General features: G+C 68.3%; 19 protein-coding genes and 2 pseudogenes. 8 read left to right on the top strand and 13 right to left on the bottom strand.

Features of this window, described 5'->3' with window-relative positions:
- Positions 1-206: 206 nt before the first annotated feature.
- The 9 genes and pseudogenes from OG858_RS40325 to OG858_RS40285 form a co-directional block, all read right to left on the bottom strand.
- Positions 207-1091, bottom strand: a complete 885-nt coding sequence (locus OG858_RS40325) for an amidohydrolase family protein (protein WP_327725584.1) — start codon at positions 1089-1091, stop codon at positions 207-209.
- Between the two features lie 26 nt (positions 1092-1117).
- A pseudogene (locus OG858_RS40320) lies at positions 1118-1573 on the bottom strand (SDR family NAD(P)-dependent oxidoreductase); the annotation flags it as partial.
- 39 nt (positions 1574-1612) lie between these two features.
- Positions 1613-3163, bottom strand: coding sequence for an AMP-binding protein (locus tag OG858_RS40315; RefSeq protein WP_406200571.1), 1551 nt, complete (start codon positions 3161-3163; stop codon positions 1613-1615).
- Positions 3114-3437 (bottom strand): annotated as a pseudogene (locus OG858_RS40310) (MBL fold metallo-hydrolase); the annotation flags it as partial. The pseudogene OG858_RS40310 and the gene OG858_RS40315, both read right to left, overlap by 50 nt.
- The gene (locus OG858_RS40305; RefSeq protein WP_327725582.1) at positions 3434-4519 is read right to left on the bottom strand and encodes an S-(hydroxymethyl)mycothiol dehydrogenase; all 1086 of its coding nucleotides are present in this window, start codon (positions 4517-4519) and stop codon (positions 3434-3436) included. The gene OG858_RS40305 and the pseudogene OG858_RS40310, both read right to left, overlap by 4 nt.
- A gap of 17 nt (positions 4520-4536) precedes the next feature.
- Positions 4537-5751 (bottom strand): cytochrome P450, encoded by a 1215-nt coding sequence (locus OG858_RS40300; protein WP_327725581.1) that lies wholly within the window; start codon positions 5749-5751, stop codon positions 4537-4539.
- A 34-nt stretch (positions 5752-5785) separates the two neighbouring features.
- The gene (locus OG858_RS40295; protein WP_327725580.1) at positions 5786-6763 is read right to left on the bottom strand and encodes a PDR/VanB family oxidoreductase; all 978 of its coding nucleotides are present in this window, start codon (positions 6761-6763) and stop codon (positions 5786-5788) included.
- A gap of 64 nt (positions 6764-6827) precedes the next feature.
- A complete protein-coding gene (locus OG858_RS40290) occupies positions 6828-7583 on the bottom strand; it encodes an IclR family transcriptional regulator (protein WP_327725579.1) in 756 nt (251 codons plus the stop codon).
- Between the two features lie 408 nt (positions 7584-7991).
- Entirely contained in the window at positions 7992-8882 is an 891-nt protein-coding gene (locus tag OG858_RS40285; RefSeq protein WP_327725578.1) for a helix-turn-helix transcriptional regulator, read from the bottom strand.
- Between the two features lie 215 nt (positions 8883-9097).
- On the opposite strand from OG858_RS40285, the gene OG858_RS40280 reads away from it, so the two are divergent.
- The 3 genes from OG858_RS40280 to OG858_RS40270 all read left to right on the top strand — a co-directional run bounded on the left by OG858_RS40280 (position 9098) and on the right by OG858_RS40270 (position 12800).
- The gene (locus OG858_RS40280; protein WP_327725577.1) at positions 9098-10051 is read left to right on the top strand and encodes an alpha/beta hydrolase; all 954 of its coding nucleotides are present in this window, start codon (positions 9098-9100) and stop codon (positions 10049-10051) included.
- A 685-nt stretch (positions 10052-10736) separates the two neighbouring features.
- Positions 10737-12230 (top strand): tannase/feruloyl esterase family alpha/beta hydrolase, encoded by a 1494-nt coding sequence (locus OG858_RS40275; RefSeq protein WP_327725576.1) that lies wholly within the window; start codon positions 10737-10739, stop codon positions 12228-12230.
- A gap of 312 nt (positions 12231-12542) precedes the next feature.
- The gene (locus tag OG858_RS40270) at positions 12543-12800 is read left to right on the top strand and encodes a response regulator transcription factor (protein WP_327726124.1); all 258 of its coding nucleotides are present in this window, start codon (positions 12543-12545) and stop codon (positions 12798-12800) included.
- 279 nt (positions 12801-13079) lie between these two features.
- Here OG858_RS40270 and OG858_RS40265 read toward each other — a convergent pair whose 3' ends face one another.
- The 4 genes from OG858_RS40265 to OG858_RS40255 all read right to left on the bottom strand — a co-directional run bounded on the left by OG858_RS40265 (position 13080) and on the right by OG858_RS40255 (position 17087).
- On the bottom strand, positions 13080-13280 hold the full coding sequence (locus OG858_RS40265) for a glycoside hydrolase family 3 N-terminal domain-containing protein (RefSeq protein ID WP_406200561.1): 201 nt from the start codon (positions 13278-13280) through the stop codon (positions 13080-13082).
- Positions 13277-13387: a hypothetical protein gene (locus OG858_RS48350; protein WP_406202026.1), complete on the bottom strand. Its 111-nt coding sequence runs from the start codon at positions 13385-13387 to the stop codon at positions 13277-13279. The genes OG858_RS40265 and OG858_RS48350 overlap by 4 nt, the downstream gene beginning before the upstream one ends.
- A gap of 290 nt (positions 13388-13677) precedes the next feature.
- Positions 13678-16314, bottom strand: coding sequence for a family 78 glycoside hydrolase catalytic domain (locus OG858_RS40260; protein ID WP_327747934.1), 2637 nt, complete (start codon positions 16312-16314; stop codon positions 13678-13680).
- Positions 16311-17087, bottom strand: coding sequence for an alpha/beta hydrolase (locus OG858_RS40255; protein ID WP_327725574.1), 777 nt, complete (start codon positions 17085-17087; stop codon positions 16311-16313). Before OG858_RS40255 ends, OG858_RS40260 begins: the two co-directional genes overlap by 4 nt.
- A gap of 280 nt (positions 17088-17367) precedes the next feature.
- On the opposite strand from OG858_RS40255, the gene OG858_RS40250 reads away from it, so the two are divergent.
- The 5 genes from OG858_RS40250 to OG858_RS40230 all read left to right on the top strand — a co-directional run bounded on the left by OG858_RS40250 (position 17368) and on the right by OG858_RS40230 (position 23750).
- Positions 17368-18348: a LacI family DNA-binding transcriptional regulator gene (locus tag OG858_RS40250; protein WP_327725573.1), complete on the top strand. Its 981-nt coding sequence runs from the start codon at positions 17368-17370 to the stop codon at positions 18346-18348.
- A gap of 298 nt (positions 18349-18646) precedes the next feature.
- On the top strand, positions 18647-20209 hold the full coding sequence (locus OG858_RS40245) for an ABC transporter substrate-binding protein (RefSeq protein WP_327725572.1): 1563 nt from the start codon (positions 18647-18649) through the stop codon (positions 20207-20209).
- Positions 20210-20218: 9 nt separating this feature from the next.
- On the top strand, positions 20219-21160 hold the full coding sequence (locus OG858_RS40240; protein ID WP_327725571.1) for an ABC transporter permease: 942 nt from the start codon (positions 20219-20221) through the stop codon (positions 21158-21160).
- The gene (locus OG858_RS40235; protein WP_327747935.1) at positions 21157-22917 is read left to right on the top strand and encodes a dipeptide/oligopeptide/nickel ABC transporter permease/ATP-binding protein; all 1761 of its coding nucleotides are present in this window, start codon (positions 21157-21159) and stop codon (positions 22915-22917) included. Before OG858_RS40240 ends, OG858_RS40235 begins: the two co-directional genes overlap by 4 nt.
- Positions 22914-23750 carry an ABC transporter ATP-binding protein gene (locus tag OG858_RS40230; protein WP_327747936.1) on the top strand — a complete coding sequence of 279 codons (837 nt, stop codon included), beginning with the start codon at positions 22914-22916 and terminating at the stop codon, positions 23748-23750. Before OG858_RS40235 ends, OG858_RS40230 begins: the two co-directional genes overlap by 4 nt.
- Positions 23751-23762: the final 12 nt, after the last annotated feature.

Here is a 23762-nt window from a genome sequence, read left to right as displayed (position 1 = left end):
GAATTTCCTGATCACACGTCGGGATGTCGATCCGAGCAGTATCGGCACGCTGGGCGTCTGCACCGGCGCGGGCCGCGTCGCGTGTGCCGCCACAACCGACCACCGTGTCAAGGCCGTCGACATAGGCAGCTTGCTACGCGACGGACTCGGCCGCGCGCGAGACCCCGCCGCGTTCCAGGAGATGGGCGCGTCGGCTCGCTGACAAGTCAGTCCTTGGTGAGCCCGAAGAGCCGGGCGGCGTTCTCCTTGAGGATCTTCGGCCGTACCTCGTCCTTGATGGACAGCGCGGCGAAGTCCTTCAGCCAGCGGTCGGGAGTGATCAGGGGGAAGTCGGAGCCGAAGAGCACTTTGTCGCTGAGCAGCGTGTTGGCGTACTGGACGAGCTGCGGCGGAAAGTACTTCGGCGACCAGCCGGACAGGTCGATCCACACGTTCGGCTTGTGCGTGGCGACGGCGAGCGCCTCGTCCTGCCACGGAAAGGACGGGTGAGCGATGATGATCTTGAGGTTCGGGAAGTCGGCGGCTACGTCGTCGAGGTACAGCGGATTGGAGTACTTCAGGCGTATGCCGCCGCCTCCGGGCAGGCCGGCACCGATGCCGCTCTGGCCGCTGTGGAACAGGGCGGGGACACCCAGCTCCTCAAGCGCCTCGTACAGGGGGTAGGCCGCCCGGTCGTTCGAAAAGAACGCCTGCATGTTGGGGTGGAACTTGAAGCCGCGGACCTGGTGCTCCTCGACCAGTCGCCGCGCGGCCTGCACTCCCGTCCGCCCCTTCGCCGGGTCGATGCTGGCGAAGGGGATCAGCACGTCCGGGTGTGCGGCGGCCGCCTCGGCGACCTCTTCGTTGGCGATGGCCGGATAGCCGGTGGTGGACTCGGCGTCGACGGTGAACACGACGCAGGCCATGCGCCGTTCGCGGTAGTACGCAGCGACCTGGTCCAGTTGCGGCAGGCGCTGGCCGCCCGGCCCGAAGTGCTTCTCGGAGGCGGCGAGGAGGTCCGGGGGCAGGGAGGGGCGACCGTCCTTGGAGACCTCGCAGTGGACATGGACGTCGATGGCCGTGAGCGAGGCGATGTCGAGTGCGGCGGTCATCGGGCGGCCCTACCTTCCTGCTTGGGCTGAGCGAAGTTGCCACGTTGTCCGGCAGGTGAGCCGGCCAGGATCAGCCGCCCGCCCTCCCCGACCGTACGGAAGTGCCGTACGGCAGCGCGGGCACAGGTGCCACGCGGGTGGACATCGATGACGGAGTCGAAGTCGTCGTCCGTCACGTTCCACAGCACCTTGTCGCGCAGCAACCCGGCGTTGGTCACCATGACGTCGAGCCGCCCGGAGGCGTCGAGGGCGCGGGCGACCAGGGCATCGGCCTTCTCTCCGCTGCCGACCGCCGCCACCTCGGCGACGGCCCGCCCGCCGGCGGCCTCGGTGGTTTTGACGGCCCTGTCGGCCGCCTCGGCGTTGATGTCGTTGACCACTACGCTCGCGCCCGCTCGGGCCAGGGAGGAGGCGTACGCGTACGCCAGCCCGAGGCCCTGACCGCTGCCGGTCACGACCGCGACCTTGCCCGTCAGATCCATATTGGTTTCCTTCGCTGTTTCTGTTCGATCGAGTCTTGATCAAGATTTTTTGAGTCGGCGACGCAGGATCTTCCCGGCCGGCGACTTGGGGATGGCGTCGATGAACTCGACGGCCCTGATGCGTTTGTACGGAGCGACCCGCGTGGCCACCCAGTCGAGGAGGTCCCGGGCGTCGATGGGCCGTTCGGTCACGACGAAGGCCTTGGGCGCCTCGCCGCCCGTCGGGTGGGGCATCGCGATGACGGCGGCATCGGTGATGTCGGGATGGGTGAGTAGTACGGCCTCGAGCTCGGCGGGCGCGACCTGATAGCCCTTGTACTTGATCAGCTCCTTGAGCCGGTCGACGACGAAGAAGTTGCCGTGCTCGTCGACGCGGGCGATGTCGCCGGTACGCAGCCATCCCTCCGTGAGAGTCTGGGCGGTCGCTTCGGGGTTGGCCAGATATCCGGCCATTATTTGAGGGCCGCGGACCCACAGTTCCCCGGTCTCGCCGGGCTCCGCGTCCTCACCGCTGACCGGGTCAACCAGCCGTGCTTCAGTGTCTGGCAGTAGCCGCCCGGCCGATCCCGCGGGCGTCTCAGCGAATATCTCGTCGGCAGCGCAGTGGGTGCCAGGGCTCGCCTCGGTCATCCCGTAGCCCTGGCGGATCACGGAGCCGACGCGCTTCTCCGCGCGCGCCGCCAACTCCTCGTCCAGCGGGGCGGCCCCGCAGATCGCTTTGCCCATCGACGACAGGTCGTACTCGTCGACCTCTGCTGCCTGCGCGAGGTCCAAGACCATGGGTGGGGCTAGGTGCCCCCTGGTGACGCCGTAGTTCTGAACGACCTCGAGGAAGGGCCGCATTCCGAAGCGCGGCAGGGTGACGATGGTCGCGCCCGCCAGCAGCGCCGAGTTGAGGATGACAGTGAAGCCGTAGATGTGGAAGAACGGCAGCGCGCCGCACAGCACGTCGTCCTCAGTCAACTGCCAGCATCGTGCCAGCTGTTGAAGGTTGGCGACCAGGTTGCGGTGTGTCAGCATGACACCCTTGGCCATGCCCGTTGTTCCGCTGGAGTACGGGAGCGCGGCGAGCGCCTCGGCGGGGCTCGCGGTGAGCGCCAGAGGAGTCGGCTTGGCGCCTGCCACCAACACGTCCCAGGAACCCTGTTCCTGGCGGGTGCCGATGACGAACATCTGCCGCACTCCGGCCCGCCGCGCGGCCTCGGCGGCCTTCTCCTCGAACGGTTGCGCCACGACGAGCGCACGGGCATGGGAGTCGGTGAGCTGCTTGACAATCTCCTCCACCGTCAGCACCGGGTTGAGCGGGGAGACCACCGCCCCTGCCCTGAGCACGGCGTGCACCGCCACCGCAAACCGGGGCTGGTTGTGACTCATCACGGCGACGACGTCGCCCGGCGCGATGCCAGTCCCCGCAAGCCCTTCCGCACCGCTGTCGGCTGCTCGCACGAGTTCGGCGTAAGTGACGGATTCACCGGTGGAGGCGTCGATGAGCGCCGCCTTGTCCGCCCGTGTAGCGGCACCGGCGAGTACGTGCTCCGAGAGGAATGCGTTGGGGATGTGGAGTCCGGACAGGGGGCTGCGGTAGATCACGGTGGCTCCTTGGAAGGTGGAGGATCGGCGCCCCGGCCAGTTCAGCGAGGGCGGGCGCGGCGTCGATGTGGTCTTCATGGCCGTGGCTGTACACGATGGCCGTCACCCTTCGATCGCCGACGTCGTCGGCGATAGCAGGGGCATCGTGTGCCGCGTCGACGACGATCACCAATTCGTTGTCGCCCACGATCCAGACGTTGTTGTCGACGTCCCAGGTGCCGCCGTCCAGGCTGAAGGTGCCCGAGGTGACCAGGCGTTGGATGCGGGCGGTCACAACGCCACTACCGAGCGCAGCACATCGCCCTTGTGCATGCGGGCGAAGGCGTTCTCGACGTCGTCCAGGGCGATGGTCTCGGTGACGAAGGCGTCCAGGTCCAGGCGGCCCTGGAGGTACAGGTCGATGAGCTGGGGGAAGTCGCGGGAGGGAAGGCAGTCGCCGTACCAGCTCGACTTCAGGGCCCCGCCGCGCCCGAAGACGTCCAGCAGTGGCAGTTCCATCTTCATGTCCGGGGTCGGCACCCCGACCAGAACCACGGTCCCGGCCAGGTCGCGGGCGTAGAACGCCTGCCGATACGTTTCCGGGCGGCCCACGGCGTCGATGACGACGTCGGCACCGAAACCTCCGGTCAGTTGACGGACGGCCTCGATCGGGTCGGTCGCGAGGGAGTTCACGGCGTGCGTGGCTCCCATCGACCGGGCAGTGGTCAGCTTACGGTCGTCGATGTCCACGGCGATGATCTGCGCCGCGCCCGCCAGCCGGGCGCCGACCACGGCGGCGTTGCCGACGCCGCCGCAGCCGATGACGGCGACCGAGTCTCCGCGGCCGACGGAGCCGGTGTTGAGCGCGGCGCCGAGACCCGCCATCACACCGCAGCCCAGCAGTCCCGCCGCAGCGGGCGATGCATTCGGGTCGACCTTGGTGCACTGGCCGGCCGCGACGAGGGTCTTCTCGGCGAAGGCCCCGATGCCCAGGGCGGGCGAGAGTTCCGTGCCGTCGGCCAATGTCATTTTCTGGGTCGCGTTGTGGGTGGCGAAGCAGTACCAGGGACGGCCGCGTCGACAGGCGCGGCACTGCCCGCACACCGCACGCCAGTTGAGGACGACGAAGTCGCCCGGTTCCACCTCTGTCACGCCCTCCCCCACCGACTCCACTATTCCGGCGGCCTCATGGCCGAGAAGGAACGGGAAGTCGTCGTTGATACCGCCCTCGCGGTAGTGCAGGTCCGTGTGGCACACCCCGCAGGCCTGCACCTTCACCACGGCCTCACCCGGACCGGGGTCCGGCACGACGATCGTCTCGAGGGTGAGCGGCTCTCCCTTGGCCAGGGCGACAACGGCTCGTACGCGCTGCGGCATTTCTGGTTCCTCTCGGCTCAGGCGCTGGGGTGGACGCGCACGGGTAGGGAAGTCCAGGCGCGCAGGGTGTTGTTGACGTGCCGGCGCGGGGTGCCGGTGAACTCGATCCGCTCGACGCGGCGGGCCAGGGCACTCAGCAGCGCCTCTGCCTCCAGGCGGGCGACGTGCTGGCCGACGCACTGGTGGATGCCCATGCCGAAGCCGACGTGCCCGGAGGGATCGCGGGTGAGGTCGAAGCGGTCCGGGTCGGTCCAGCGGGCGGGGTCTCGGTTGGCGGCGCCGAGGAACATGAGAATCTTCGTTCCCTCGGGGATGACGGTGCCGGCGATGGTCATGCCGGTGGTGGCGGTACGGAAGAAGGTCTGCACCGGCGACTGCCAGCGCACCGCCTCGTCGAAGGCGACCCGCGCCAACTCCGGTCGCTCGCGTAGCCGTTGCCACTCCTCGGGGTGGGAGGCGAAGGCGTACAGGCAGGCCGCCAGACCATGCACCGTGGTGTCGACGCCGGCGGTGAGCAGTGAACGCACCACCAATGGCGCCTGGGAGCGCGTCAGGTCACCGCGGTCGGCCGCGCCCCAGATACGTGCTCCGAACCCGTCCTCGGCAAGTGCCTCGCGGGCGCACTGGGCATTGACCCATGCCGACAGCTCGGCCACCCGATGGACATCCGCCGCCACCAGGTCGTTGCGGGGACCGAAGGCGTTGAAGGCCATGTTGCCGTACGGCAGGAGGTTCTCCCGGCCGTCGGGGCCGAGTCCCACCGCGTCGGGAAAGACCCTCAGCGGAAACGCTCGTGCCAGTCGTGCGAAGGCGTCGAACTCCGTTGCTTCGCTCAGGATTTGGTCAACCATCTCCTCCGCCCCGGCCTGCCATGTCTCGCGCAGGCGGCGGAGCTCCGGCGGAGCGAGGATCTCGCGCAGCACTCGACGGGGGGCGTCGTGCCGAGGCGGGTCGGCCTCCAGCAGCAGGCTCGGCGGCCGCCACGGCTCTTCGTGGCGGAAGTTGGCCAGCCCCACCCCGGCCCCCGACTCGAAGTGCTGCCAGTCCACCAGGGCGGCGTGCACCTGTTCGTAGCGGGCCAAGGCGTGGACGTCGTACCGGGGCAGGTACACCACCGGCCCAGCAGCCCGCAGCACATGGTGGAGTCCTTCCGGCTCCTCAAGAACGGAGGGGGCGAAGGGGTCGGCGTCACAGATAGGCACCATTGCAGCTCGCTCGGCGGTTTCGGGCATGACGGCTCCTGGGCACGGCTCGGGCAGGGACGGATCAGAGGTCGAGGACCAGGCGGTCGTCGCAGGAACGGGACACGCACGGGAACATGCAGGTGTTCGCGGCCCGTTCATGGTTGGCGAGAATCGAATCGCGGTGGTCGGGTCGACCCTGAAGGACCGGGGTGAGACAGGTGCCGCAGGTGCCCTGCTCACAGGAGGCGAGCACGTCCACTCCGGCACGGCGCACCGCGTCCAGGACCGAGACGTCCTGGGTCACGGTCACGATGCGTCCCGTCCGCCGCAACTCGACCTCGAAGGGGGTGCCGCGCACCGGGGCGGTCTGTTCGGCGGCGCTGAAGCGCTCGGTGCGCAGGGTGTACGGTGCCCAGTCGGCGCAGGCGGCCTCCACGGCGGCCAGCAGAGGACCGGGACCGCAGCAGTAGACCTTGGTGTCCGCGCGCGGAGTTCCCAACCAGGCGTCGAGATCGAGCAGTCCGCACTCGTCCTGCGGTACGAGGTGCACCCGCTCGCCATAGGCAACCGACAGTTCCTCGGTGAAGGCCATGGACGCCCGCGTCCGTCCACCGTAGAGCAACTGCCAGTCCACACCCAGCAGTTCGGCCTGCTGGACCATCGGCAGCAGCGGCGTGATGCCGATTCCGCCAGCGATGAAGAGGTACTTCTCCGAGGGCACCAGCGGGAAGTGGTTGCGCGGACCGCCGACGCCGACCCGCGCGCCCGGTCGCAGTGCATCGTGCACGTACAGCGATCCGCCGCGGCCCTGCGGCTCGCGCAGGACCGCGATTCGGTACGTGTACGCGTCCCACCGGTTGCCGCACAGCGAGTAGTGCCGGATCGTCCCCTCGGGCAGCACCAGTTCGATGTGGGAGCCGGGTGTCCAGTCCGGCAGCCGTGTGCCCGCAGGGTGGCCGAGGGTCAGCGCGGCTACACCCTCGGCCACGGTCTCCTTGGCAGAGATCTCCAGAGTTACGACCACGTCGTCGCCTCCCGTCGTTGGGGTTGCCGGAAGCATGCGCGGGGGCGGGAAGGTGGTGCGACGGCACTCTCATTCAATGAGAGACCGAATTGCGAGCGCTTCAGCCGGGGAGGCCGTGGGCTCCTCGAGCCGCCAGGGCCCGGGACATGCCCCGCGCGGCCGCCTGCACCACGGGCACGAGGGAAGTGGCTCCGGAGTCGTTGGGCACGATCACGGAAAGGGCGGCCATGACGTCGCCCCGCCCGTCGCGCACCGGAGCCGCGATGCCGAGAGCGTCCTCGTGGAAGTAGCCCGGGCAGAACGCGTAGCCCTGCTGCCGGACGGCGGCCAGGGTGGAGCGCAATGCCGCGGGGAACGTGATGGTGTGCGGTGTGTAGGCGCGCAACGGCCCGGCCAGGACGCGTTCCTGCAGTTCCACCGGCCCGTGGGCGAGCAGCACCAAACCGCTGGAGGACACGTGCAGCGGCAGCCGGCCCGCGATGCGGGTGTAGTTGATGATCGCTCCCGGCGCCGAGAGCCGTTCCAGGAACAGCACCTCACCGCCGTCCAGCACACCGATCTGGACGTGGTGCCCCACCACGTCGTGCAGGCCCTCCATGAACGGCATCGCCGTATCCCGCAGCGACAGGGTGGGCGAGGCCCGCGTCCCGAGCTCCCACAGCCGCACGCCGATCCGCACCCGGCGGTCCGCGTCCCGCGCCAGGAACCCGTGCGTGACAAGCTCAGCCACCAGTCGCGACGCCGTCGCCAGATGCAGTCCTGAGCGCCGCGAGATCTCGGAGACGGTGAGAGCCAGCTCATCGGGCGTGAACACCTCAAGGATCCGCACCGCCCGCGACAGGACGGACTCGCCCATCTGCGCCCTCACCTCGTCTTGGTGGTCCGGCGTCGTGCTTCCAGTTCCTCGGCATATTAGAAGGGACGACTGGCTGGAGAACCCATCGATGCGTGCGCTCACCGACAAGCCAACGCGGCCCCGGCCCAATGCAGAGGCGCCAGCCCACACCGAGATCTCACCAGTCGGCCCCTCGTATGTCTCCGTCTGCGACTTCGACCCGTTGCACGGCGAAGGTCTGAGCTACAACCGTCGGCTGATCCAGGCAGGTGTCCAGACCGAGCTGCATTCCTTCCCGAAACGTTCCACGGCTCGCGGAAACCCGATTCAGGATGCCAAGCAAGGTCAGCCGACAGCAAACCGAGGCAGCGTGACCAGCAAAGGCCGCTGCGCCCGCATCGAGCCCCGGGTGCCGAGCGGGGCGGCGCGTCAGCCGATCGTGGGCGGTGGCGTCGGGGAGGCGGTTTCCTGGGTGGCACCCCAAGAGGAGAGTAGACGCAGCCCTTCCTCGGAGGGTGAGCCCGGCTCGGCGGTGTAGATGGTAAGGGCGAGGCCGGGTGCGGCGATCATTTCCAGGCCCTCCCAGGAGAGGGTGAGGTCGCCGACGACCGGATGGTGGTACCGCTTTGCTCCCGTGCCGTGCAGGTGGACGTTGTGGCCGGCCCAGCGGGTGCGGAATGCGTCGCTACGGGTGGACAGTTCACCGACCAGGTCGTGAAGGTCCCGGTTGTGGGGGTCGCGGCCGGCCTGGACGCGCAGGATGGCGACGGTCTGGTCGGCGATCTGCTCCCAGTCCGCGTAGAAGCGCTGCGCGGCGGGGTCGAGGAAAGCGTATCGGGCGAGGTTCGGTGGCCGCTGTCCGGCGGTGGGCAGATCGCAGTAGAAGGCGCGGGCGAGGTGGTTCATGGCGAGCAGGTCCATACGGCCGTTGCCAACGAAGGCGGGCCCCGCGGTGATGGCGTCCAGGGTCCACTGCAGGCTCGGGTGCGCGGTCCACTGCTTGGCAGCGCGGCGGCGGGGCCGTGCCAGGGTGTCAGAGCCGTCGGCTGCCTGGGCCAGGTGGAGCAGGTGCGCGCGTTCGGCGTCGTCGAGCTGGAGCGCACGGGCGATCGCCTCAAGTACGCCCGGGGACACGCCGGCGAGATTGCCGCGCTCCACCTTGGCGTAGTACTCGACGCTGACGTCTGCCAGCGCAGCGACCTCACTGCGACGCAGCCCGGGAACGCGGCGCTTGCTACCGGCGGGCAGCCCTGCCTGCTGAGGTGTGATCTTGGCTCGCCGCGAGATCAGGAACTCGCGGATCTCTTCACGATGGTCCACTACTGCACGGTACGCCCGACTAAGGCTGACAAGGGATGTACTGCCAGTACACCCCTTGTCAGAGACTCCCTGCGACCGCGCAGAGCCGGTTAGCTGGGCTGTGTGGCGCGCACACGGCATGAGCACTCGGCCGACAGCCGGCACGGCACACCGGCCCACGGAGTCCGCCAGCAGCGCCCCTCACGGCTATACGCACAGGAAGAAGGACAAAAACAATGCCAGCCCCGGACAACTACATCTTCGAGCTCGACGAGAACGTCACGCGCACATCGGTGTCGTACCAGAACAGGTTCGGGATCACCATCGCGGCGGACCTCTACCGGCTCAAGGACTTCGACGAGTCACGGAAGCACCAGGCGATCGTCATCGGCGCACCGTTCGGTGGCGTCAAGGAGCAGGGGCCCGGCATCTACGCCCAGAATCTGGCCCTGCGCGGATTCGTGGCCCTCACGTTCGACCCGTCGTACAACGGCTACAGCGGCGGCGAGCCACGTCATGTCGCCTCCCCTGACCTCTTCGTCGAGGACTTCAGCGCAGCGGTGGACTACCTCGGCACACGTCCCTTCGTCGACCGGGAGCGCATCGGCGGGATCGGCATGTGCGGCAGCGGCGGATTTCTGCTCAGCGCCGCACAGGTCGACCGGCGTCTCAAGGCGGTCGCCACCGTCGTCATGTACGACATCTCCCGGACTGCCTCGAAGGGTTGGCAGGATTCGCTCACCGACGAGGCGCGAAACGGCATGCTCGACGCGATGGCACAACAGCGATACGTGGACTTCGAGGGCTATGCCCCCGTGCTGACACCGCGTGGAGCGCCGATCGGGTTCGACGACACAACCGACCCCATCGGCCGCGAGTTCGGCGAGTTCTACTCCACCCCACGGGGCTACCACCCCAACTCGATCACCCAGTTCACGATGACGAGCATGATGTCGTTCATGAACTTCCCGCTGCTCACCCACATCAACACGATCTCGCCACGCCCCATCCTGTTCGTCGTGGGAGAGCACGCGCACTCGCGCTACTTCAGCGAGGACGCCTATGAACTGGCGGCGGAGCCGAAGGAGTTCCACGTGGTCCCGAACGCTGGCCACGTGGACCTCTACGACAGGACGAATCTGATCCCGTTCGACACGCTGTCGGAGTTCTTCACCAAGAACCTCGCGTGATCCCCGGATGCGGCCTGGAGTGCGTTCGCGTGGGCCCCGGGCCGCAGCTCGACTATCACAAGCACCTTCCTTGCAGTGGCCGGTTCGGGCTCGTGGCCTCCGGGACCCGGTAAGACTTTTACCCCTGACGTTGATGATCTGGGGGAAGGCCCTGGCGCCACCGGCTAACGGACGGAAGCGTCCACCACCGGCGGGCTGCGTGATGCGGCAGTCGGCCGCCGGTGCCCGCTGGCAGGCCATCGGCGGGAGGCCTGGGCTTGGGAAGCCCAATCACCGGCACTACCTCCACGGCTCCTGACCCACCCCTCCCAGCCCAAACAATGCAACGGGGACTGGCCGCGCAGACTTCACAGGCTGGCTCGCATCTCCTCGGCAGCGCCATCTGGCGCCCGTCACCGCCACTTCGGAAGAGCATTCCCGCTGCCGTGACACAGAGTGCCACACGATGTTCCATCCCACGCCTGTGACGGCTGAGATGCCGTCATTCGCTGGAGTCCCTTCAGAAAGGCCGCTGATGCAGCAACCCACACACCCCACACCTCCTCGATCCCACCGGAGCCGAAGGTCTCGCTGGCTGCTGGCCAGCGGCACCCTGGCCGCGGCGTCGGTCTCCCTCTGGACGCTGGTCGCGCCCCACAGCGCCAGTGCACGGAGCGCTGCGTGTTCCGATCTCGCCTCCGGTCTGGTGAACAAGCATGAGGTCAAGTCGGCGACGTCCAAGGTCATCTCCGCAACACCGGACGTTCCCGCCCACTGCCAGGTCGACCTGACACCCGCGCGCGCGATCAACATCCGGGTCGTGCTCCCCCTCAACGACGCCGACGGCGGCAAGGGCGGAACCGAGTCGGGCGCCTGGAACGGACGCGTCCTCAACATCGGCGGCGGCGGCTACCAGGGCATCATCTCCGACCTCTCCTTCCCACTGCAGCGCGGCGAAGTCGGCTCCAACACCGACACCGGTCACAACCAGGCCTGGTGCAACGCCACCAACCCCAAGACCGGTCTGACCAACGCCCAGCCGGACTGCGGCCTGATCGGCGGCGGCTTCGTCCTCGACCCACGCGGCAAACTCCTGACCTCACAGGTCAAGGACTTCATCGACCGCAGCGAACACGCCCAGACCACCTGGGCCCTCAAACTCACCAAGACCTACTACGGCGAAGACGCCCGCAGGAACTACTGGGTCGGCGCATCAACCGGCGGCCGGCAGGGCTGGCAGATGGCCCAGAAACACGGCGACCTCTACGACGGCTTCCTCATCGGCTTCCCCGCCATCAACTGGAACCGCTTCCCCGTCGCAGAAGCCTGGCCCGCCATCGTCGTCAACGAACTGCTCGGCGCAAAAGGCCTGGCACCTGCCAAAAGCGACGCCGCGAACGCCGCCGCCGTCACCGCCTGCGACACCCAGGACGGCGTGAAAGACGGCGTCATCGCAGAACCCCGCCGCTGCACCTTCGACGCCCGAAACGTCAACAGCCTCACCCCTCAAGAGGCCAAGGCCGTCAACCTCATCTGGGACGGCCCCCGCGACACACACGGCAACCGCCTGTGGGGCGGCATCACCCGCGGAACCTCCTTCTCCACACTCCTGCCCGGCGGCAACAACATGAGCCCGATGATCGACACCTGGCTCCGCCACTGGCTCAAGCAGGACGCCACCTACAACTGGCGCTCCCACCTCACCACCGACAACTTCCCCCAGACCTTCCAAGCCGCCTACCGCAAGTTCGCCGGAACCGCCTCGACCGACAGCACCGACCTGACCGACGTCCGCCACAACAAGGGCAAAATCCTCTACTACGTCCCCACCAACGACCCCCTCATCGTGCCCTTCGGCTCCTACAACTACCAGCAACGCCTCTTCGACCGATACGGCGTCCACAACACCCGCTCCTTCGTGCGCACCTTCTACTTCCCCAACGTCGGCCACGAACCCCCAGCCCTCACCGGCACAACCCCCGCCATGTCCCAGCTCCTCGACGCCCTCCAAACCTGGACCGAACACGGAAAAGCGCCGGAGTCCTTCAACCAGAACGACACCGTCGCGGGCGTCCAGCGAACCATCTGCGCCTACCCCGACACCCCCAAAACCACCGGCCCCAACGCCAACTGCCAAACACACACCAAAGTCCCCACCGACCTCGCCAACGCCTCCCGCACCGTGATCGACCATCCCTAACCCACAGACCCACGACAAGGGACCACGCCCACCGCGAACCGCTGTTGGCAATCCGGTCCCTCGCGTGACGTCGGTCTCCATGGCCTGGTTGCGGTCGTGGAGATCGACGTTGTCGTGTGAGGCGGGTGACGATGTCGATTCAGCCCAAAGGGCCGGAGGAGATTCCGACAGGAACGTGCGGGTCGTCGGCCGGCGTCCCCGAATCGGTCGGCGACGGCTGGTACCGAGGCCACCTCACCTGGCACAAGAACCGCACCGTCTACGACGACACCTCGGGATTGCTCGCACAGCGACCCACGCAAGGTCAAGGACCTGGCCACCCTGTCCTTCGCCGAGGCCAACGCGAACGCTGCCCTGCTGGGTCCGCCCATCATCGACGGTACCCAGCGAGAGAACCAAGTGGCCGCCCTGGCCGCACAGGGCAAGAGCAACCGGCAGATCGCCTCCGCACTCGCGCTCTCTCCGCGCACGGTGGAGTACCACATCAAGAACACCCTGGCCAAGCCCGCCTTCGGAGCCCTGGCCCAGGTCGCCGCCTGGTGGACGGCCAACCAGTCATCCACCACATAGGCAGGACCATCCATCCATTCCACCGCGGCGAATCCATGCCTCGCCGACGCTCTCCAGTGCCAGGAGTTCGCCGCCCGGCGGGCCTCACCCGGCACCCACCGGGATCACACCCAACTCATGACACTCGGGTGGCGTTGACGTAGCTGTGTCGACCTCGGTCTCGTCGAGCTCCCCGCGGCGCACCGCGGCGGCAACCTCCGCATCGGTGCCGCGACTGTTGCCGGGCATCTCCAGGCCGGTCCCGGCCAGCAGCGCGGCGACGCAATCGCTGACAGCTCCTCAGTCGGAGACCGACAGACCGTCGAAGCCCCACTCATCGCGCAACACCTGGGTGAGCAGCCATCGGCTCTCGGAGGCGTAGGTGCCGTTGATCTTGTTGTGGGCGCACATGACGGTCGCCGGGCGCGCCTGCTTCACGATCCGCTCGAACGCCGGGAAGTAGATCTCCCGCAGGGTGTGCTCGTCGATATCGGCGCTCACCCGCATCCGGTCGGCGAGCGCTTGGTGTTGATGCCAGGGCCGAGGAGTCCGTCCACGCCCAGCGCCCTCGCCTCACGGCCGAGCGCCTTTCCCACCCGGCCGACCAGGTCCGGATCCCAACTAGACGCCAGCGCGACCGCGGGCGGAAAACAGGTCGCCGATTCACTGTTGTACAGGCCGAGATTGTCGGCCTCCTGGCGCTGGCGGCGGGCGCCGCGCGCTGTGCGGGCCCGTCGCTCAGCACGAGCGAAGGGATCCCAGATCCCCGCTCCTGCGGAAAGCCTGGTGGACTAGAAGTCCTGGCCCGACAGCCGCGCGGTCTTCTCGACGAGGCTCGGCTCAGTGGTGCAGTTGTCGTGGCTGGTTGCCATGGGGCGCGTTCCTTGGTGGTGCGGGGCTAGGAGCCGGAGTGAAGGAGCAGGCGGTGCCCCCCGGATCCGAGTCGGCCGGCTTCGGTGGCGCAACGCCAGCCCTCGGGCGCGCTGAACCGTCCGGTCGTGCCGGGTGGCAGCGAGACGTCCACGGTCAGCGTGTTGCCGCTGATCGACCAGGCGACGGATGCCCTGCCGTAGGGAGTGACGATGGAGGCGTCGGCCGAGGTGAGGCCGTCTCCAGGGCGGGGAGCGATCTCAACAGTGCGATAGCCGGGAGTCGCTGGTCGTAGTCCGGCGACGGACTGGTAGAGCCAGGTGGCGACGGCACCGTAGGCGTAGTGGTTGAAGGACAGCATCGTGCCGGCCTTCTCGGTGTCGATGGTGCCGTCGGGGCGGATGGCGTCCCACCGTTCCCACATGGTGGTGGCGCCGCGGGCGACCTGGTAGAGCCAGCCTGGGCACTCAGTGTTGAGCAGGAGCTGGTAGGCCTCGGCCGTGTGGCCCGTGGCGGTGAGGGCGGGCAGCACGAAGGGCGTGCCGAGGAAGCCGGTGGCGATGCGCCCGCCGCTCGCGCGCACCAGGGCTGCGAGTGCCTCGCCCACCGCCGCGCGTTCGGCGGCGGGTGCGATGTCGAAAGTGAGGGCGAGTGCGCAGCCAGTCTGGGTGGTGCGTGCGTGGTCGCCCCACTTGCGCCAGGCGGCCTCGGCGGTACGGCGGTGCAGGGCCGCGTACCGGTCGGCCTCATCGGAGTGGCCCAGTTCGCGGGCCGCCTCGGCGAGGAGCCGGGCACTGTGGGCGACGAAGGCGGTGGCGACGTAGGCGGAGTCGGTCGTGGCGCGGGACGGGTCCTCCGGTGGCGCGGACGGGTCGAGCCAGTCACCGAGTTGCGCGTTGCCGCTCCAGGTCCCGTCCTTGTCCAGACAGCCAACGGTGAACTCGACCCACGCGCGCATCGCCGCGTAGTGGCGGCCGAGTAGGCTGCGATGGCCGTATGCGTCGAAGAGGGCGACCGGTACGACGGTGGCGGCGTCGCCCCAGCCCGCCGCGGAGCCGGCGAACGGCAGGTCGCTCGGCGGCAGTTCACCGAGGTCCACGTCGGGAATCACCATCGGGACCGCGCCGTCCGGGCGCTGCTCGATGCCCAGATCGGTGAGCCAGCTGTCGAGAAAGGATCGGCTGTCGAACGTGGCGCACGCGGTCGGTGCGAAGGCCATGATGTCGCCGGTCCAGCCGAGTCGTTCGTCGCGTTGCGGGCAGTCGGTCGGTACGGCGAGGAAGTTGCCGCGCTGGGAGCGCACGACGTTGGCGAACAGCGTGTTCACGCGCTCGTCGGAGCAGTGGAAGTCGCCGATGCGGCGCAGGTCGCTGGCCACGACGGCCACCTCGGCGTGTTCGACGGTGACGCCTGGTGAGGTTTCGATCTCGGCGTAGCGGAAGCCGTGAAAGGTGAACTTCGGCTCCAGGTCCGTCGTGCCGCTGGCCAGGGTGTACTGGTCGGTGGCACGGGCGCCGCGCAGGACGCTGGTCAGCAGGCGGCCGTCGCCGTCGAGGACTTCCGCATGCCGGACGGTGACGGTGCTTCCGGCCGGGCCCTCTGCGCGGAGTCGGAGCCAGCCGGTGATGTTCTCGCCTGCGTCGACGGCGATGGTGCCGTCGGGCAGTGTGCGTTGATCGGGCTGGATGACCTGAACGACACGGACGGGCGGGTGGGTCCGCTGGGTCAGGCCGGTGGGCAGGGCGAGTGCGGCGGCCCGCTCCCAGCCGTGGTCGTCAAAGCCCGGCAGCTGCCATCCGTGCGGTTCCTGACGGAGGTCGCGCTCGCAGCCGTCATACAGGTCCGCCGCCCGCAGGTCGCCGTAACCGCCCCGCCAGTTCTCGTCGGTGACCACCGTGACGGCGCTGCCGTCGGCCAGAGTGACTTCGAGTTGCGCGAGCAGTGCCGAGGTGTCGCCGTAGACGTTGCGGTTCTTGTGCCAGGTGAGGTGGCCTCGGTACCAGCCGTCGCCGACCGCGGCGGAGACGGCGTTGCGGCCGGGGACGAGCAGGTGGGTGACGTCGTAGGTGGCGTAGAGGAGGCGATTGGGGTAGCTGGTCCAGCCCGGTTCCAGCAGGTCGTCGGAGACCCGCCGGCCGTTGATCGTGGTTCGGTGGACGCCCATCGCGGTGACGTACAGGCGCGCGGATACCGGCTCCGCCGGGAGGTCGAACTCCCGGCGGAACAGCGGCACCAGGCCGAGGGAGGGGCGGCCCTGGTCACTGGGGAGATGGACGGGGTAGGCCGTCCACTCCGTGTCATCGAGCAGTGCGGCCTCCACCCGGGCGGGTTCGCTCCATGCCGTCCACCCGCGCTCGGTGCGGACGCGGACGCGCCAGTGACGGACCTCGCGGCTGCGCAGCGGTTCGGCCGGCCACGGGTGATCGACCACCACGTCGGACCGGACCGCTCCGCTGGAGGTCGCGTCGCCGAAGGAACGGTCGGCCGACACCTGGATCTCGTAGGCGTGCTGCAGGACGCCGGACCGGTCGCTCGTCAGCGACCACGACAACCGGGGGACGGGATACGGGGTGGCCACGAGACCGGAGTCGTCCGCGGTGCACAGCCCGGTGACCGTCGTTGTGGCGTCCGTCGTACGGAACGGCTTGAAGCTCGGCGTCGTCATGACTGGAGGTGCCTTCGCAGGAATCGCAGGGTGGACTGGTGCAACGTGGTGCGGTGCGGGACGGTGCCCCAGGCGTGGTCCGCGCCCTCGACGACCTGGAGCTCCGCGTTGCCGTCGTAGTGGTCCAGGTAGCGGCGGAGGTATTCGAGAGGAGCGATGTCGTCCTTGTCGCCGTGCAGGATGTGGACCGGGCCGGTGTACCGGCTGGACCGCCCGTAGACGTCAAGGCCGGCGATGTCCTCGACGAAGGCGGGACTCATCCGGTGCCCGTCGGCGTCGAAGTAACCCTTCTCCTTGATCTCCGCCGCGAGGCTGCGGCCTTTAAAGTAGCCCCTGCCGATCTCGAAGGGGGCGACCGCTGCCGGAGACCAGAGGCACAGCGCGCCGATACCCGACTCCTCGGCTGCGACGATCCCGGCGACCACCCCTCCCATGCTCATACCGACCAGGCCGATCCGCTCGAGGTCGACGAAGTCGAAGGCACGGACCGATTGGAGCACTGCCCGGGTTTCGGCGATCTCGCCGGTGATGGTGACGTCGAAGAAGTCGCCGTCGCTCTCGCCGTGGCCCGAGAGGTCGAAACGGACCGAGGCGATGCCGTTACCTTCCAGCAGCCGGGACATGGCGACGAAGTTGGGAAGTTCGAGCCGGTTGGAGGTGAAACCGTGCACGAACACCACGGTCGGCCAGCGGGTCCCGGCCGGCCCCTCGGGGATATGCACAGTGGAGCGCAGTGTCAAGCCGTTGTGGGTGAAGTCGTGATGACGGATCACGCGGCTGCCTTTCGTGGGTCGTGTCGGGCGCGGGGGACGTGTTAGGAGGTCGGCGCACCGCTGTTGCGCCTGACCTCGACGAGCACCGGCGACGGTGGGGTTCCGACGGGGCGGGCCCATCCCCGGAGCGAGAGCCACGTTGAGCTACTTACTCGCGCAACTTAAACGTGTAGGTACTCTGAGCGGGCAAGGTAGCCGCAGTCCGCGGGCTGTGACAAGAGGTTTGTCCCAGAAGACTGTCAGAGGAGGATCCATGACCGGGTCATTCAGACGGAGACGCGTGACCAGCGCGGATGTCGCGCGCGAGGCCGGGGTCTCCCGCGCGACGGTGAGCTTCGTCCTCAACGACACACCCCACCAGAAGATCCCCGAGGCCACGCGTCAGCGCGTGCGGGATGCGGCCGCTCGGCTCGGCTACGCTCCGTCGGCCGCAGCGCGCTCGCTGCGCAAGGGGCGCTCGGACATCGTGCTCGGGCTGCTGCCGGACTGGCCGATCGAGCACGTCCTCGGACGACTCGTCCAGCAGCTGACCAATGCCTTCGCCGAGCACGAACTCACTTTCCTAGTGCACTCATCGACCCACTCCGCCCGGCCCATGCGGGAGGTTTGGAAAGCCCTGACACCAGCAGCGGTTCTGGCACTGGACGAGTTCCCCGAAGCAGAGGCCGACGCGATGCGGACAGCGGGAGTCGAGCTGGTCATGGCGGTGCACGGCTCGATCCGGGGTCCGCACCGGCCTCCGCTCGTATCGGAGGAACCGATCGGAACGGCGCAGGCCCGCTACCTGGCCCACGCACACCGACGGCTCGGCTACGCCTACCCGGACCTGGATCGACTCGGCGTCCTGGCCCAGCCACGGCTGGACGGTGTGCGCAAGGTGTGCGTCGAACTGGGCCTTCCGGAGCCGGATGTTCGCACGATTCCCTTTGGCCCGGACGGTGCCGTGGAAGCGGTGAAGGCATGGCTGGCCGCCGACCCGCCGGTGACCGGGATCTGCGCTTTCAATGACGAAGTCGCCCTGGCTGTCCTGGTCGCCCTACGGTCCCTGGGGCTGCGGGCCCCGCATGACCTGGCCGTGATCGGCGTCGACGACATACCTGGTGCGGCGCTGGCACAGCCACCGCTCACCACGATCGTCCGTGACACCGACGCCCTCGCACGGGGCCTGGCCAGCCGCGTCGTCGACGCCCTCGACGGGAAGCAGGTCCCCGCTGATCCCGTTCAGGGCCCGCTTCGTGTTGAGGGCCGGGTATCCGCCTGACCGGCTCCGCCGTCGCAACCTTCCGCCCACCTCTTGCGCAACGAAGGCGACACGGTTAGTTTACCGGCCACCGACTTAAACGTGTAAGGAATCGGCAGGCCGCAGACGTCCTCTTGCCTCATACGGGACGGAGTGGTCCTGGGAGCGGACAACTGCCGCCCCCGTACCGATCAGCCACCATCCGCGGGGTCCCTCCTGGAACTCCGCGCATTCGGACCCGCCAACAAGGCCATCCACCTCGATGGTGCCACCCTCCCCGTCCTCCGGGCCTTCACTTTCCGACCCAACGGAGATCTCGATGAAGAGAAGAACCGTCCTCCACTCCTCGATCGGCGTGGTGACCGCGCTCGCGCTCGCCGCCTGCAGTGCCGGCAACAGCAACACCGGCGACAACGGCAGCGCAGGCCCTGCGGACCTGACCATCGCGTTGAATTCGGCACCCAACAGCCTGGACCCCGCCCAGGCCGCTGTGGGGCCCGGCCTGAACTACACGGACCCGGCCTACGCCACGCTGCTGAGCCGCAAGGCCGACGGCACCCTGGCGGCCGGACTGGCGGACAAGTGGGGTTATGTGGGCAGCGGGAACACCAAGTTCCGGCTCAGCCTGCGTAAGGGGGCGAAGTTCGCCGACGGCACGCCGATCACCGCCGACGACGTCGTCAACTCGATCAAGTATTTCCAGAAGGGCAGCGGACCCGCCGGGTCCTACTTCCGTCCCCTGACCTTCTCGACGCCGGACAACTCGACCCTGGTGGCCAGCAGCCCGACGCCGTACCCCGACATGGGCGCCCTGTTCACACCCGAGTTCCTGGGCGGCGCGATCATCAGCCCCGCGGGGCTGAAGAACCCGAAGAAGTTGGCCTCCACGACCTTCGGCGCCGGGCCGTACGTCCTCAGCGCCCAGCAGTCAGTCTCCGGCGACCACTACGTCTACCTTCCGAACAAGAACTTCTACGACCAGTCCGCCATCCACTTCAAGAAGATCACCGTCCGGGTGATGCCGAACGTCAACTCGCAGGCGCAGGCCCTGAAGTCCGGGCAGATCGACGTCATGTACGGCACCCCGGACGTGGCGCCGACCGTCGCGGACGTCTCGTCGCTCACCACGATCAAGAGCCCCACCACCTGGGCCGGCCTGTTCCTCCTGGACCGTGAGGGCACCGTCGTCAAGGGACTGCGCGACGAGCGGGTGCGTCAGGCGCTGAACTTCGCCATCGACCGAGCCGCGATCACCAAGGCGGTCTACGGCGACTACGGGAAGCCGCTCTCCCAGCCGGCGATGCCCGGCTACGACGGCTACAGCCCCGCGTCCGCGGATGCGTATCCCTATGACCCGGCCAAGGCCAAGCAGCTACTGAAGGCGGCGGGATACAAGAACGGGCTGACCATCCCGGTGAACTACGGGTCGTTCGACCCCTCGACGACCAAGATGCTCCAAGCCGTGCAGGATCAGCTCGCCAAGGTGGGTGTGACTCTGAAGCTGAAGGCCGCCGCCAACTTCGGTGGCTGGGTCAACGACCTGCTGTCGAAGAAGTACGCGGCCACCGTACTCACGCCCGGCCAGGGTGGTGGTGCGAACTTCTACGCACAGCAGGCGGGCTTCGCAAAGACGGGCATCATGAACGTCTTCGGTGTGGGCGACAAGGACGTCGATGCCGCGTTCGCCCGGCTCGCCAAGTCGGACGCCCAGTCCAGCGGCGCGGCGGCGAAGGATCTCACCGATGTGATCGTGCGGAAGGCGCTCGCGCTGCCGGTGGCCTCCACCGACACGATCGTCATGTACAACAACAAGCTGCGCGGGGTGGAGTTCGCGGTGGGCACCGCCCAGCTGACCTCGAACGTCACCTGGGCCTCTAACTGACGAGGACAGATGTTTCCCATCATTCTGCGCAGGCTGGCGCTGTCCATCCCGCTCCTGGTGGTCGTCTCGGCGATCACCTCGCTTCTGGAGTCGTTCGTGCCGGGTGACCCGGCACGGACGGTCCTGGGTATCAACGCGACGAAGGAGCAGTACGACGCGCTGAGGGCCGCGCTCCATCTGGACAAGCCGTTCGTCGAGCAGTACTGGCTGTACCTGCGCGACATCCTGCATGGCGACTTCGGCAGCTCGCTGTTCAGCGGCGAGTCCGTGCTGGGGACGATCGGGCAACGCCTGCCGGTCACACTGACCCTGGTCATCGGGGCCACCGTCCTGTCGACCCTGGTCGGCGTCCTGCTCGGGGTGTACAGCGCTACGCGCGGCCGGTTCAGCCGCCGGCTGATCGACGTGGTGTCCCTGCTGGGCAGCGCCCTGCCCAACTTCTGGCTCGCGCTGATGCTCGTATCCCTGTTCGCCGTCAAGTTCCCGATCTTCCCGGCCACCGGGTACACCCCGTTCGCCGAGTCGCCGGGTCAATGGGCGGCCAGCCTCATCCTGCCCGTGATCGCTCTCTCGATCGGGGGTGTCGCCCTGATCTCCAAGATCACCCGCGACGCGATGCTGTCCACCCTGAACCTCGACTACATCAGAACGCTGCGAGCCTCCGGCGTCCGGCCCGTATCCATCGTCTGGAAACACGCCCTGCGCAGTTGCGGGCTGCCGGTGGCGACCGCGATCGCCCTCACGATGATCGCGTACATCCCCGGCACGATCCTCGTCGAGAACATCTTCACCCTGCCCGGGCTCGGGACGACGGTCGTGGACGCCACCAACCAGCACGATCTGCCGGTCGTGCAGGGTGTCGCCATCACCTTCACGATGCTGGTGATCCTGATCAACCTTCTCGTCGACGTTCTCTACACCCTCCTGAACCCGAAGGTGCGTGTGGCATGACCACTGATCCGCCCGTGAGCATGCCACCACGGAAGTGGACCAACCCCTTCGCCGGGATCTGGCGCCGCCCTCTCACCGCGGCAGCGCTCGCCGTGGTCCTGGCGGTCTCCGTCGCCGTGATCCTCGCCCCCCTTCTGGCACCGCACCCGCCGCTGGCACAGGACCTGCTCCACGCGCGCGGCGGTCCGTCGGCCAGTCACCCGCTGGGCACCGACGGCCTCGGCCGCGACGTGCTGAGCCGGTTGCTCTACGGCGGGCGGCCAGCCCTGCTGGGGGTGGCTGTCGCCGTGAGCGTCTACATGATCCTGGGCATGTCACTCGGCATCCTCGCCGGCTATCTGCGCGGCTGGACCGACCGGGTCATCGTGGCAGTGATGGACGTCATGCTCTCCGTTCCCGCGGTCATCCTCATGCTGGCCGTCCTGGCGATCTTCAGTCAGAGCAACGTCGCCGCCATGTTCACGCTCGGCGTTCTCTCCTCCGCGGGCCTCGCACGGGTCATCCGCAGCTCGTGCATCGCGCTGCGGGAGGAACTGTTCGTGGACGCCGCCAGAGTGTCGGGACTCAGCTCCGCGCGGATCATGGCACGGCACATCTTCCCCGGCCTGGTGGGGCTGCTGCTGATCCAGGTCTGCCTCTTCTCGGGCATCGCCCTCATGGTGCAGACCGGCCTCGGGTTCCTCGGCCTGGCCACTCCGCCGCCGGCCCCCAGCTGGGGCGGCATGGTCGGAGAAGCCGCGCAGGTCATGCAGCAGACCCCTTACCTGCTGCTGGTCTCCGGCGGCCTCATCGGCCTCATGTCCATCGCCTTCGGGCTGCTCGGCGACGGACTGCGCGACCTCGATCAGGACCGAAGGCGAGGGACCGGCGGCGGTCGGTCGCGGCGGCCGGTTCCCGTGGCGGTCACCAAGCAGACCGCCGAGACGCCGGAGACACCTTCGGACGCGGGTGTGCTCGCCGTACGCGACTACTCCATCGCCTTCGCCACCGCGCAGGGTCCCCGTACCGTCGTCGACTCCGTCAGCTTCACGGTGAACACCGGAGAGATCTTCGGTCTCGTGGGCGAATCCGGGAGCGGCAAGACTGTCACGGGCCTGTCGCTGCTCGGGCTGCTGGCCCCGGGCGGCATGGTGACAAGCGGCTCGGCCTGGCTGGCCGGGACCCGGATCGCCGGCCTGTCGGAGCGGGAACTGCAGCGCATCCGCGGCAGAGAGATAGCCCTGGTGTCGCAGGAACCCATGATGGCTCTCGACCCTTACTTCACCATCGGCTCCCAGTTGGGCGAGGTCGTCCGCCGCACCGGCACCGTGTCGGGCGGGAAGGAGGCCGTCAAGCAACGGATCCGTGAACTGCTGACCAGCGTCCACCTGCGCGATCCGGACGACATCGCGCGCCGTCACCCGCATGAGCTGTCCGGCGGCATGCTTCAGCGGATCGCCATCGCGATGGCGCTGGCCGGCTCACCGAAGGTCCTGATCGCCGACGAACCCACCACGGCACTGGACGTCACGGTGCAGGCGGGCATCCTGGATCTGCTCCGGACACTGCGCGACGAACGAGGGATGGCGATCATCCTGATCACCCACGATCTCGGGGTCGTCGCCGACAGCTGCGACCGCGCGATCGTGATGGAACAGGGCCGGATCGTGGAGGAGGGCTCGGTCGAGGACATCTTCTACCGGCCCCAGCACGCGTACACGAAGAAGCTCATCGCCAGCACACCCAGCATCGCTCGTATCGAGGGGAGGGTCGCGTGACCGGAACACCTGTACTCCAACTCGACGGCCTTGCGATCCGCTACCCGTCCCGTGGACTGCGCAAGCCCCCGACCACGGTCATCGCGGACGTGTCCTTCGAGGTGGGACGCGCCGAGACGGTCGCGCTCGTGGGCGAGTCCGGCTCGGGGAAGACCACCATCGGCAAGGCGGTACTGGGGCTGACCCCGGTCAGCGCCGGACGCGTGCTGCTCGACGGGCAGGACATCACCCACCACACCGCCCGCGCACGCCGCTCCCTGTCCTCCGACCTCCAGGCGATCTTCCAGAATCCTTACGGGTCTCTGAACCCGGCGCTGCCCGTAGGCCGGACACTGGCCGAGCCTCTGCTCACCGGTTCACCCCTCTCACGCCAGGAGGTCCACGAGCGCATCGCCGAGCTGCTGCGCCGCGTCGGCCTGCCGGAGGACGCAGCCGGCCGCTACCCGGCCCAGTTCAGCGGAGGCCAGCGCCAACGCATCGCCATCGCACGGGCGGTCGCTCGGCAACCGAAGCTGATCATCTGCGACGAGCCGACCAGTGCCCTCGACGTCACCACCCAGGCCGCCGCGCTGGAGCTCCTTTCCGAACTCCAGAACACCCTTGGCTGTGCGTACCTGTTCATCACCCACGACCTCGCCGTCGTCAAGGAGTTCGCGGCACGCACCCTGGTGCTGCAACACGGACGCATCGTCGAAGAGGGACCCAGCGTCGACGTGTGCGACCAGCCGCAGCACGCGTACACCCGGCGACTGGTGGCGGCCGCGCCCGTCCCGGACCCGATCCTGCAACGCAAGCGGCGTCAGCAGCGGACGGAGGTGGCAGCGACCGCTTGACGATCCGGTCGG

Source organism: Streptomyces europaeiscabiei (genome assembly GCF_036346855.1).
In the GTDB taxonomy this organism is placed as follows: Bacteria; Actinomycetota; Actinomycetes; order Streptomycetales; family Streptomycetaceae; genus Streptomyces; species Streptomyces europaeiscabiei.
This window is presented reverse-complemented; position numbering and strand designations above follow the sequence as displayed.

What these genes read in the sequence shown, in the direction of transcription:
- OG858_RS40325 (WP_327725584.1), bottom strand. Translation starts at nt 1,091, where the DNA reads ATGACCGCCGCACTCGACATCGCCTCGCTCACGGCCATCGACGTCCAT.
- OG858_RS40305 (WP_327725582.1), bottom strand. Translation starts at nt 4,519, where the DNA reads ATGCCGCAGCGCGTACGAGCCGTTGTCGCCCTGGCCAAGGGAGAGCCG.
- OG858_RS40300 (WP_327725581.1), bottom strand. Translation starts at nt 5,751, where the DNA reads ATGCCCGAAACCGCCGAGCGAGCTGCAATGGTGCCTATCTGTGACGCC.
- OG858_RS40295 (WP_327725580.1), bottom strand. Translation starts at nt 6,763, where the DNA reads ATGCTTCCGGCAACCCCAACGACGGGAGGCGACGACGTGGTCGTAACT.
- OG858_RS40290 (WP_327725579.1), bottom strand. Translation starts at nt 7,583, where the DNA reads ATGGGCGAGTCCGTCCTGTCGCGGGCGGTGCGGATCCTTGAGGTGTTC.
- OG858_RS40280 (WP_327725577.1), top strand. Translation starts at nt 9,098, where the DNA reads ATGCCAGCCCCGGACAACTACATCTTCGAGCTCGACGAGAACGTCACG.
- OG858_RS40260 (WP_327747934.1), bottom strand. Translation starts at nt 16,314, where the DNA reads ATGACGACGCCGAGCTTCAAGCCGTTCCGTACGACGGACGCCACAACG.
- OG858_RS40245 (WP_327725572.1), top strand. Translation starts at nt 18,647, where the DNA reads ATGAAGAGAAGAACCGTCCTCCACTCCTCGATCGGCGTGGTGACCGCG.
- OG858_RS40240 (WP_327725571.1), top strand. Translation starts at nt 20,219, where the DNA reads ATGTTTCCCATCATTCTGCGCAGGCTGGCGCTGTCCATCCCGCTCCTG.
- OG858_RS40235 (WP_327747935.1), top strand. Translation starts at nt 21,157, where the DNA reads ATGACCACTGATCCGCCCGTGAGCATGCCACCACGGAAGTGGACCAAC.